Annotated in this window: 12 protein-coding genes; 3 read left to right on the forward strand and 9 right to left on the reverse strand. The window is 40.5% G+C overall.

Features of this window, described 5'->3' with window-relative positions; genetic code table 11:
* The 3 genes from AC1DRQ_RS27185 to AC1DRQ_RS27195 form a co-directional block, all read right to left on the reverse strand.
* Positions 1-667, reverse strand: a 667-nt coding sequence (locus AC1DRQ_RS27185; protein WP_477428600.1) for a creatininase family protein, incomplete at its 3' end; no start/stop codon positions are given.
* A 122-nt stretch (positions 668-789) separates the two neighbouring features.
* On the reverse strand, positions 790-2,658 hold the full coding sequence (locus AC1DRQ_RS27190) for an ATP-binding protein (protein ID WP_429395041.1): 1,869 nt from the start codon (positions 2,656-2,658) through the stop codon (positions 790-792).
* A gap of 228 nt (positions 2,659-2,886) precedes the next feature.
* On the reverse strand, positions 2,887-3,309 hold the full coding sequence (locus AC1DRQ_RS27195; RefSeq protein ID WP_477428603.1) for a secondary thiamine-phosphate synthase enzyme YjbQ: 423 nt from the start codon (positions 3,307-3,309) through the stop codon (positions 2,887-2,889).
* 247 nt (positions 3,310-3,556) lie between these two features.
* Here AC1DRQ_RS27195 and AC1DRQ_RS27200 point away from each other — a divergent pair, with 247 nt between their 5' ends.
* Positions 3,557-4,741 (forward strand): GAF domain-containing sensor histidine kinase, encoded by a 1,185-nt coding sequence (locus AC1DRQ_RS27200; RefSeq protein ID WP_477428605.1) that lies wholly within the window; start codon positions 3,557-3,559, stop codon positions 4,739-4,741.
* A 135-nt stretch (positions 4,742-4,876) separates the two neighbouring features.
* Here AC1DRQ_RS27200 and AC1DRQ_RS27205 read toward each other — a convergent pair whose 3' ends face one another.
* Positions 4,877-5,620, reverse strand: a complete 744-nt coding sequence (locus AC1DRQ_RS27205; RefSeq protein WP_477428607.1) for an SDR family oxidoreductase — start codon at positions 5,618-5,620, stop codon at positions 4,877-4,879.
* Positions 5,621-5,706: 86 nt separating this feature from the next.
* Here AC1DRQ_RS27205 and AC1DRQ_RS27210 point away from each other — a divergent pair, with 86 nt between their 5' ends.
* On the forward strand, positions 5,707-6,111 hold the full coding sequence (locus AC1DRQ_RS27210; RefSeq protein ID WP_477428609.1) for a winged helix-turn-helix transcriptional regulator: 405 nt from the start codon (positions 5,707-5,709) through the stop codon (positions 6,109-6,111).
* Between the two features lies 1 nt (position 6,112).
* On the opposite strand, the gene AC1DRQ_RS27215 is transcribed toward AC1DRQ_RS27210, so the two are convergent.
* Positions 6,113-6,586 carry a GNAT family N-acetyltransferase gene (locus AC1DRQ_RS27215; protein WP_477428611.1) on the reverse strand — a complete coding sequence of 158 codons (474 nt, stop codon included), beginning with the start codon at positions 6,584-6,586 and terminating at the stop codon, positions 6,113-6,115.
* Between the two features lie 158 nt (positions 6,587-6,744).
* Here AC1DRQ_RS27215 and AC1DRQ_RS27220 point away from each other — a divergent pair, with 158 nt between their 5' ends.
* On the forward strand, positions 6,745-7,086 hold the full coding sequence (locus AC1DRQ_RS27220; RefSeq protein WP_429395057.1) for a YciI family protein: 342 nt from the start codon (positions 6,745-6,747) through the stop codon (positions 7,084-7,086).
* A 63-nt stretch (positions 7,087-7,149) separates the two neighbouring features.
* Here AC1DRQ_RS27220 and AC1DRQ_RS27225 read toward each other — a convergent pair whose 3' ends face one another.
* From AC1DRQ_RS27225 to AC1DRQ_RS27240, 4 genes are all read right to left on the reverse strand, one after another.
* Positions 7,150-7,578, reverse strand: a complete 429-nt coding sequence (locus tag AC1DRQ_RS27225; RefSeq protein WP_477428614.1) for a hypothetical protein — start codon at positions 7,576-7,578, stop codon at positions 7,150-7,152.
* On the reverse strand, positions 7,575-7,931 hold the full coding sequence (locus AC1DRQ_RS27230; protein ID WP_477428616.1) for a hypothetical protein: 357 nt from the start codon (positions 7,929-7,931) through the stop codon (positions 7,575-7,577). The genes AC1DRQ_RS27225 and AC1DRQ_RS27230 overlap by 4 nt, the downstream gene beginning before the upstream one ends.
* A gap of 72 nt (positions 7,932-8,003) precedes the next feature.
* The gene (locus AC1DRQ_RS27235) at positions 8,004-8,756 is read right to left on the reverse strand and encodes a glucose 1-dehydrogenase (RefSeq protein ID WP_477428618.1); all 753 of its coding nucleotides are present in this window, start codon (positions 8,754-8,756) and stop codon (positions 8,004-8,006) included.
* Between the two features lie 98 nt (positions 8,757-8,854).
* A complete protein-coding gene (locus AC1DRQ_RS27240) occupies positions 8,855-9,595 on the reverse strand; it encodes an SDR family oxidoreductase (protein ID WP_477428620.1) in 741 nt (246 codons plus the stop codon).
* Positions 9,596-9,972: the final 377 nt, after the last annotated feature.

Here is a 9,972-nt window from a genome sequence, read left to right on the forward strand (position 1 = left end):
CATTAGGCAGGTTTAAACGGTGCTGGTTGGCCCCTGATTGATCGGCTGCGCGGTCCATCTTCATCAAGTCTGGTCGTAAATATAGCAGGGTAGAGGTTTCGCCCTCGCCGGCGTGCTGATCATTTTGCGGATCGGACTTATGCATTTTAAGGTATTGCGTTGTAAACTCCTTATCGTTTTGGGGGGCATAAAAATATACCGCGTAGTTATGCCTTTTGTTAAGCAGCGACTGCATGAAAAACCTGATGAATTCGGGATTGCCGCCATGCCCGTTCAGGATCACTATTTTTTCGAAACCGTTGCGGGCTATTTCATCACAAGTGGCTTCCAGCAAATCCCATATTACTTTGCTTGGCAGTGCAAATGTGCCTGGCTGCTGTCTTGCCTCATTTATTTGCCCATAAAAATAATCAGGGAATACCACAGCATATTCTGATTTAACAGCACGGGCTGCCCACTCGCGTACATGAATGAGATCGGTACCCAGGGGCGAGTGCGGGCCATGTTTCTCCAATATTCCAAAAGGTAATATGCAGGTTTTTGATGATTTTTCAAGTGCCTGTGGAAAATCAGAAGCAACAAGTTCATCCCATCTGGCCGGTAACTGTTGTGCATAGGCAAAACCCGAAAACAGCATAGCGGTAAATAAAAGTAAATAAGATTTCATTTTGTTTACAGATAATTGGTTATTAAATAATTTGAAGAGCTGTATATGATGTGAAATTTACAAAATTACTTTTACGTAAAAATGAGTTTATCAGTAGGTAATGTGAATTTTACGTTTGTTGCTTATTTTAAATTGGGCAGGGCATAACAAAAAGCGGCTCCCTTTTCTTTAGCGTTTTCGGCCCAGATACGGCCGCTCATTTTTTCAATAAAATCCTTGCATATCATCAGGGCTACACCGGCACCTTTTTCTTTTTCATTACTGTAACGCATCTCGGCCTTGAGGTTGAATATCGATCCCAATTTTTCAGGAGAAATGCCTTTCCCTTCGTCCTGCACGCAAACTGTGGTTTCGCCCGGATGTACGGTGGCCGAAATAGAGATGGTTGAATATTGGGGCGAAAACTTTATAGCATTGTGTATAAAATTACGATGAATAAATTGCACCAGTTCTTTATCTGCCTGAATGATAACGTCACTATCAACATTATTAATAAATTTAAGGTGATACTCTTCGCCCATCAGGTTAAAGGGTTGCAAAGCTTCATCAATTAATTCTTTAAGTGACATGGAAACGGGTTGGTAGCTAAAACCCGAAAGTTGTTGTTTTATCCATTGTAATATGTTCTCAAATATCTCCAGCGAAATATTAGAGGAGTGCTCCATCGTATCAACCAGTTCCATCAACTCCTCACGCGTAAATGAATCAGTATCCTTTAAAACAGTTGCGAGTGTTTTTAAGGTGCCTATTGGTTGCCTGAAGTCATGCGCCAGAATGGATACCAGGCGGTTATTAAATCCATGATCGATCTCCAGTTTTTCATTACGCAGCTGTACTGACCTGTTTAGTGACTCGAGTGTCACGGTATGTTTTTGTTTTAAACGATAGAGGCGGTAAACGAATAGCACCGTTAATACAGTTAATAAAAAAAGTATGCCAAACACCATCATCAATACCTGCCGGTTCTCACTCCTGATTGTAGTGGCCTCCAGTTCCTGATCTTTTAAAGCGTAATCAATATAATCAAACCCCGAGGTATTGGTAAACAGCTCTTCATCATCATAAAGTTTCAATAGTTTAGCACTGTATTGCTTTACTTCGCGCAAATTATTCTGACTAATGTAAATATCATATAGTTTCTTCCCGAATAGCTTTTCATACCAGTGGTACCCTCTTAATTCGGCAATATAAAGGCCTTGTTTGTAGTAGCCTACAGCTTTATTGGTATCTGTGTCGTGGTACAGATCGCCCAGGCTTTGAATGATATCAAGGCTAAGATAGTTCAGATCCATAGCTATGCCTTCGGTAACTGCTTTTTGTAATAAACTGATGCCTTTTTCGCGTTCGTTATTTTTTAAATATAGCTGTGCCTGTATCTGATCGATAGCTAATAAAACCCGGTTATCTTTATACCTGGTGGCTATCTGTCTGGCCTGGTCAAGATAAATACTTAATGAATCTTTGGGTATTTCAGCGGGGTACATCATCAGGTAATTACAGAGCACAAGCGACATGATGGAATCCTTTTTAAGTTTGCTACCGAGATAGGAGGCTTTGTTTAAAAACTCAATTGCCTTATTGTCCTCCTTGTTCTCATTAAAAACAAGTCCAATGTTCATTAGCGCCTGAACTACGTTTGATGAATCATGTATGGCCAGGTAATGGTTATAGGCATCGTTATAATAGCGAAGTGATAATTGCAGATTGCCCTTCAGATCGTAAACTATTCCCAGCACATTTAAGGCATCAGCAATGCCTTGCTGGTATTTTAATCTTTCGGCAATAGACCTTGCTCGTTTAGCGTAGTAAAACGCGCTGTCTACATTGCTTTCATACATCAATATCCCTAAACGGTTAAGGGCATCAACATGTTTAATACTATCGGTTATATGAGGAAGTTCTTTTTTGATTTTACTGATATCCTTTATCTGGCTGTAACTACAGGTAAAGACAAATGATAACAGTATAAAAAAGACTAAATGTTTTTTCATTAATCAGTGTTTATATCAACCAATCATTTATTACTGAATTGAGGATATGTATCGTTCTACGAAATAAAATGTACAGAGTTGGGCCAATATTTAATAAATACCTAACACGCAGGTAGATAATATTTAGGTTTCTTGTTAATAGCTAAGTTAACTTATTTTATCATATCGCAGTATTTTAAATTATCAGGTTGCGCTCTTAATTAAAAAGTAATATAAGCGAAGCAAAGATCATTCGCCCCAGGTAGTGATCATTAAATTTCTGGGCCCGCCGTAATTACGATGTTCGCACAAGTAAATACCCTGCCATATACCCAGGGCAAGCCTGCCGTTGCGGATTGGGATCATTACCGAACTACCCAGTAAAGCCGCTTTTAAATGAGCCGGCATATCATCAGGCCCCTCATCATCATGTAAATAATCCGGATCATTCTCGGGAACGGTTTTACTGAAGTACATTTCAAAATCCTGCCGTACAGTAGGGTCGGCATTTTCATTAATGGTTAAGGATGCCGAAGTATGCTGAATGAAAACCTGCATCATACCTGTTTTAATGGTACTGATCTGTTGCAGGGCGTATACTATATCGGCAGTGATCAAATGGAAACCCCGTTTTTTTTCTCTAAGCTGAAGTGCTTGCTGATGTATTTGCATGTTTTAGTATATTCTAAGTGTTTAGGAATAACAGGCATCCCACTATATGGTTACTGCATACGGGATAATTTTAAATATAGCCTTATGCAAATCATTTTCATAATGAATTTAAGCAGCTTTTTAATTGGCTATAAAAATGATAGCAAACATGCCGTTTTCAGCTGTCATTATTCCTGATTTATAGTTTTTTTATATTTGTAAATAATAATTTTAATTTGTAGTATAGTGGAATTAGAAACTAAAAAATTTGAGGACTATTGAAGCGAGTTTTGATGCAGATGTTGAAGCTATAAGCAAAATTGATGCGGTATCGTCTATACTGGAAGTTATTTGCCGTAGTACGGGAATGGGTTTTGCCGCTGTTGCACGTGTTACCACCGATAGATGGATAGCCTGCGCTGTGCGTGATGAAATACAATTTGGGCTAAAACCAGGTGGTGAATTAGTTATAGAAACTACCATTTGCCATGAAATAAGGCAACATCAAAAGGCGGTTGTTATTGACCATGTTGATAATGATGAAATTTACGCAGGCCATCATACACCACAGATATATGGCTTTCAAAGTTATATTTCGGTGCCTATCACGCTTAAAAATGGCAGCTTTTTTGGTACGCTGTGTGCTATTGATCCCAAGCCTGCCCGACTGAACACCCCGGAAACTTTAGGGATGTTTAATCTGTTTGCTGATCTTATCGCGTTTCACTTAAACGCTATAGATCAACTTAGTATAAGTGAATCCAAACTTCAGGAAGAACGTAAGACAGCAGAGTTGCGCGATCAGTTCATAGCCATATTGGGTCATGACTTGCGCAACCCGGTTGGCGCGGTATCAAATGTGGCGCAATTACTGTTGCGTATGCCACTGGATGAACGTGTAAAGCGCCTGGCTACCATTGTACAGGATTCTTCATACCGGATGAAGGGACTGATAGATAATATACTTGATTTTGCCAGTGGCCACCTGGGAGGAGGGATAGTATTAAACCGTACTGAAAACGAACCACTGGAAGAAATACTGAACCAGATAGTAACCGAATTGAAAGTTGTATGGCCCGGCCGTACCATTAATACACAATTCATCTTAACCGAACCTGTAAATTGTGATGGCAAACGCATAGCCCAGCTTTTTTCAAACCTATTAGGCAACGCGCTTACCCATAGCGAAAAAGACTCGCCGGTTAGCGTAAAAGCCATTAGTAACCAAAAAGAGTTTATTTTATCGATAAATAATGCTGGCGAAAAGATTCCGGAGGCTGTTGTAGATCGTCTTTTTCAGCCATTTTCGCGCGGGGAGATAAAGCCGGGACAGCAAGGATTAGGGCTTGGTTTGTACATTGCCTCAGAAATAGCCCGGGCCCACGGCGGTACATTAACCGTGTGTTCAACAGATGATGAAACATGTTTTACTTTGCAAATTCCTGTACAATAGCTTAGCTGCTAAATAACTTAATGCTGCTGGTTTATTTTTCTGGTGCCGGAAATCGTAGGAATATATAGGCAAATAAAAAGCGGGACGATCATCTGACCGTCCCGCTTTTTTAAGTATGGGTAGTTAGTATTTTGCTTACACTATCACCATGCCGCCATCTATAATAATTTCGGTACCGGTAATAAAACCAGCCGCGTCATCGCAAAGGTAAGCTACCATGCTGGCTACATCCTGAGCGGTGCCCATACGGTTTAAAGGGATCTTATTGATCAGGCTATCTTTTATGGTGCTCAATGTGGCCGCGTCTAAACCAGCTTTGTTCATTATTTCTGTTTCAGTGGGGCCCGGGCTTACCGCGTTCACCCTGATCCGGCGTGGTGCCAGTTCAAGTGCCGCAGTTTTCATAACCGAATTTAAAGCCGCCTTACTGGCCGAATATACCGATGAACCGGCATGATTGATACTGGCAACTATTGACGAGAGAAAAACAACAGAGGCAGCATCCCGCAAAATTGGAACAAACTTGCTCAATGTAAAATAAGCACCCTTGAAGTTAATATCCATAATATCGTCAAAATGCTGTTCAGAAGCGGCTTCAATGGATGATAGGGTTGTGATACCCGCATTAATGAACAGGATATCTATCTTACCATAGCTTTCAGTAACAGCAGCTACCAGCTTTTCTGTAGCGCTAATGTCTGATTGATCGGCAATAATACCTATTACACCTAAATCGGCAGCTGCCTTTTCTACGGCTTCTTTTCTGCGCCCGGTGATGATCACGGTAGCGCCCTTTTCTTTTAATTGTTTTGCGGTGGCATAACCAATGCCGCTATTTCCGCCGGTAATTACGGCTACTTTATCCTTAAAATTATTCATTTCTGTCATTTTTATTTGTTGATGCAAATATATTCTGCAAATGGTATAATTTTGTAACCAGTATCACAGAGTATACCAGTAACAATATGGAAACAGAAGCGTCAACAGATAATCAGACCCCGGAAATCCCAGACCTCGACATCATTTATGGGATTGATGGTAAGCGTAACCAGGCCCGCGAAATTCAGGCCCTGCAGGATACTATTTATGTAATTGGCGGCAAGTGGAAATTACCTATCATCAATTCAATATGTAATGGCAATAAACGTTTCAGGGAAATTGAGCGGAGCATACCGGGCATAACCACCAGGATGTTATCAAGGGAACTGCGAGAAATGGAATTGAACAAGCTGATCACCAGGACCGTTACACCCGGTCCGCCGGTTTTGGTAGAATACGAATCTACCGATTATTGTAAAACCTTCGGTCCGGTTATTTTAACCATGATCAAATGGGGAATTGAGCATCGTCAAAAAATTAAAGAAGGGTAAGTTAGTCCTGGCTTTCGTCCAGATTCATGCGCATGGTTAACATGTGGGGTGCAAACCCGGCCTTTTCATAAGCTTTGAGCGCAGCATCGTTTTTAGCATAAACTTCCAGCCTGATTTCCATGATTTCCCGTTGCTGCGACCATAGCTTAAGCGCATCAATGATCATCCTGTTTATTCCTTTGCCCCGGTGATGCGGCACCACGTACATAAAACCCAGATGAGCGTGTTGCTTATGTTTTAGGTATGGTTTTGAATCATCAATACGGGCATAACCACAGCCTATTATTTCCGAACCTGTTTCGGCTACAAATATCCCAACATGGTCGGCCGCTATTAATCCGGCTATATCATAGTAATAAAGCGGCCCCTTCTTTAAAGTACTGTCGAAAGGGCGTTCGGCATCAACTAACGCTTGTTTAAATTTATGCAATACATCTAAATCTTTTAAATTGGCTTCTCTTATAATTATTTCCATATTTATACCTTGTGATGTGCCGGTAAAATTATGAGTTTAATGGTTAGCTTTTAAGCGCAACAGCAAATCATGATCAATTTAAAAATATTTTAGTCCGTTTGTCCAATTTTAAATCCTGTGATCGTCATTAGATTTTAAAACTTAAAAATTAACAGAAAATGAAAGATTTCTTATTTGTATTCAGAAACGATTATCAGGCTATGCCTACGATCTCCCCAGAAGAAACGCAGGCCTTAACACAAAAATGGATGGATTGGGTAGGAGGCATTGCTGCTCAAAGTAAACTGGCCGACCGTGGAAACCGTTTGTTCGCAACAGGCAAGGTTGTAAAAGGCGATAATGTAATTACCGATGGTCCGTACACCGAAATTAAAGAACTGATTGGCGGATATACACTTGTTAAGGCCGAATCATTGGACGAAGCTGCTGAATTAGCCAAAGGTTGCCCGATCCTGGCTTTTGGCGGAAATGTTGAGGTTAGGGAAATCAACCCGTTATAAGACCTGGGCCGATCTCAAAAAACTAAAAAAGCCATTGTATATTATACAGCGGCTTTTTTAGTTTTAATAGCTTGCCTGCCCAATATCCAGGCGGTTGATTTTACCTTTGGCATCGATATGTAGCTTAAAATAAGTTTTAAAATCGCCCCACTGATCGCTGTGGAATTTTCCGTAAACATCAAGGCCATTGTTCTCTACTTTATCAATACTGGTAAAGCGTTCATGACCCAAAGCTTTTTCAAAAAAACTTTTAAAGTTCATTTTGTGGCCATCGTCAAAAAGTTCGGCATCATCAGTAAATAAAGCGAACCATGCTTTTTTATCGCCGGCTTGCAGGGCGTCAATGGCTTTTTTTACTATGGGATTGGTTAATTTATCGGTGTTCATGATGTTTATATTTTTTACGGTTTGGATAGGTGTGCTTACAACTTGCCCTTGTGCTGATAAAGTGATCAGCGAAGCATAAACAAGGTAATGATTAAAGGCTTTCATTTGGTTTGGTTTTGTAATGGGTACTGCAGATATATGATTACCAGGTTCATTAAAAAAAAAGGCACTTCAATGGCCGCTCCTTTCAAATCTCTTACAGATAGCTGCAGGCAAATGATGAAAAGGATGGTGGTGGCCATCAAAAAGTTGCCAAAAACAAATGTTTGAGGAAACAAGATGAGCAATGCACTTAGCAGCGTAACGATGCCGAATACAAATATGCCCCGATTGCTGAAATGCCATTTGCCAAACATGGCCAGCATTTCGGGTTTGCCGGTAAGCATAGCCCAGCCTTGTTTAAAACCCATATATACTACAAACAATATAAGCAGGCAATTGATGATTTTGATTAACATGAGTTTTGATTTTTAAAACCAATAGCAGAATGATCATAATCACCCTGCTATTGATTGGTTTTAAGCTATTACTTAATTTGTTGCACCACCATTTACTAACAAGTGCTGACCACTTACGAATGATGAAAGATCACTGGCGAAGAACTCGGCAGCATTAGCCACATCTTCTACTTCGGCCAATCTTCCCATCGGACAACTGTCCAGTAGTTGTTTTCTTAATTCAGGATAGCTATCTGGTTCTGCAAAAATACCTGAGTGGTCAACTGCAAAAGGTATAATGGTGTTTACAGTAACACCCTTGTGCCCAATCTCTTTTGACAGGATATCAACCAAATAACGAGGTGTGGTTTTACTGCCGCCATATACAGCCATTCCGGGTACAGGGAATGATGTGGTGCTGGATGCTATATAGATGATCCGGCCATTGTTTTCCACATGTTTTGCGGCCTGTTGCATAGTAAAATAAGTACCTTTTGTGTTGATAGAGAATACACGGTCAAATTGCTCTTCGGTAAAATCTACCACCGGGGTTTCAACCAGTTCAATACCGGCATTGGCTACCACAATATCTATTTTACCAAATTCTTTTTTTGCTTCTGTAAACAGCCTTTCCAGGTCGGCTACTTTGCTTACATCAGCTTGTACAGCAATTACCCGTACACCCATGGCCTTGATGTTGCTTAATACCTCATCGGCCGATGMTTTATCCCTCGAGTAATTGATAACAATATCTGCACCCAGGGCTGCATAACGTTCTGCTATGGCTTTTCCTAAGCCTCTTGCTGATCCTGTAATTAAAGCTACTTTATTTTTTAGTGAGTTCATGGTTTCTAAAGTTTAATGTTGTTGTGATAAATTGATTTTCTTTTGTCTTGATTCTGATTTCTTGATTCTTTTATTCCCCCTTTAGGGGGTTAGGGGGCTTAAGCCATAGCACCGTTAATACCTATGTTTTGTGCACTGATCCATTTAGCATCGTCGCTGGCCAGAAATACTACGATCTTTGCAATATCCTCAGGTTCGCCAATGCGGTTAAAGGCTGATAATGATGCCAGGCGATCAATTACTTCCTGTGGTTTGCCTTTGGTGAACAGCTCAGTATTGGTAGGGCCGGGAGACACTGAATTTACATTGATACCTCTTGCACCAACTTCTTTGGAAAATACACGGGTTAATTGCTCCACTGCTGATTTAGTTGCCGCATAAGTTGAATAAGTTGGGAGCATAAGGCGGTTATTGGAAGTAGAAAAGTTAATGATGCTGCCGTTGTCTGCCAGTTTAGTGGCTGCCTCACGCAATGTATTAAATGTGCCACGTACGTTGATATCAAATTGGCGGGTAAAATCTTCGTCGGTAGTATCTTTAAGCAATTTGGTGATCATGATGCCGGCGTTGTTTACCAATACATCAATTTTACCGTAATGAGCGATGGCTGCGTCAAACATGGCTTTCACCTCGTCAGATTTGCTTACATCGGCTTGTAAGGCTATGGCATCACCGCCTTGTTGTTTAATTTCATTAACGGTTTGCTCGGCAGCTTCCTGGCCACCTGCATAATTGATAATTACTTTAGCGCCTTCACTTGCTAATTTAAGGGCTACTGCTGCGCCGATACCTCTTGATGCACCGGTTACTAAGATTACTTTTTCTGATAGCGTTTTCATGATTTTTTTTCTTTGTTTGTTTTGATATAACAAAGGTCATGTTTAACGCAACCCAAAAAGTACAGATATTAAAGCATTACATACAAATATCTAAGATGTGGCAATTAACCCCTCTCTTAATCTTTCCCAGGTAGGGCCACCGTGTATACCTAAAGTTGATATGCTCCGTTAGGAGCTACCTGTTTGTAGCAAGTAAAATCAAAAAGCAAGATTGCTCCGTAGGTGCAACCCTTAATTAGCAGATAATCGTATTTGTTATTAGAGGGTAGCCTCTACGAGGCAAAGGGTATTAAATACTTGTGTGCTACAAACAGGTAGCTCCTAACGGAGCATATTATCCGGTAGGCTGTTTTCAAGATATGTACATACGGTAACCG

The organism is Mucilaginibacter sp. P4_E8, from assembly GCF_056401495.1.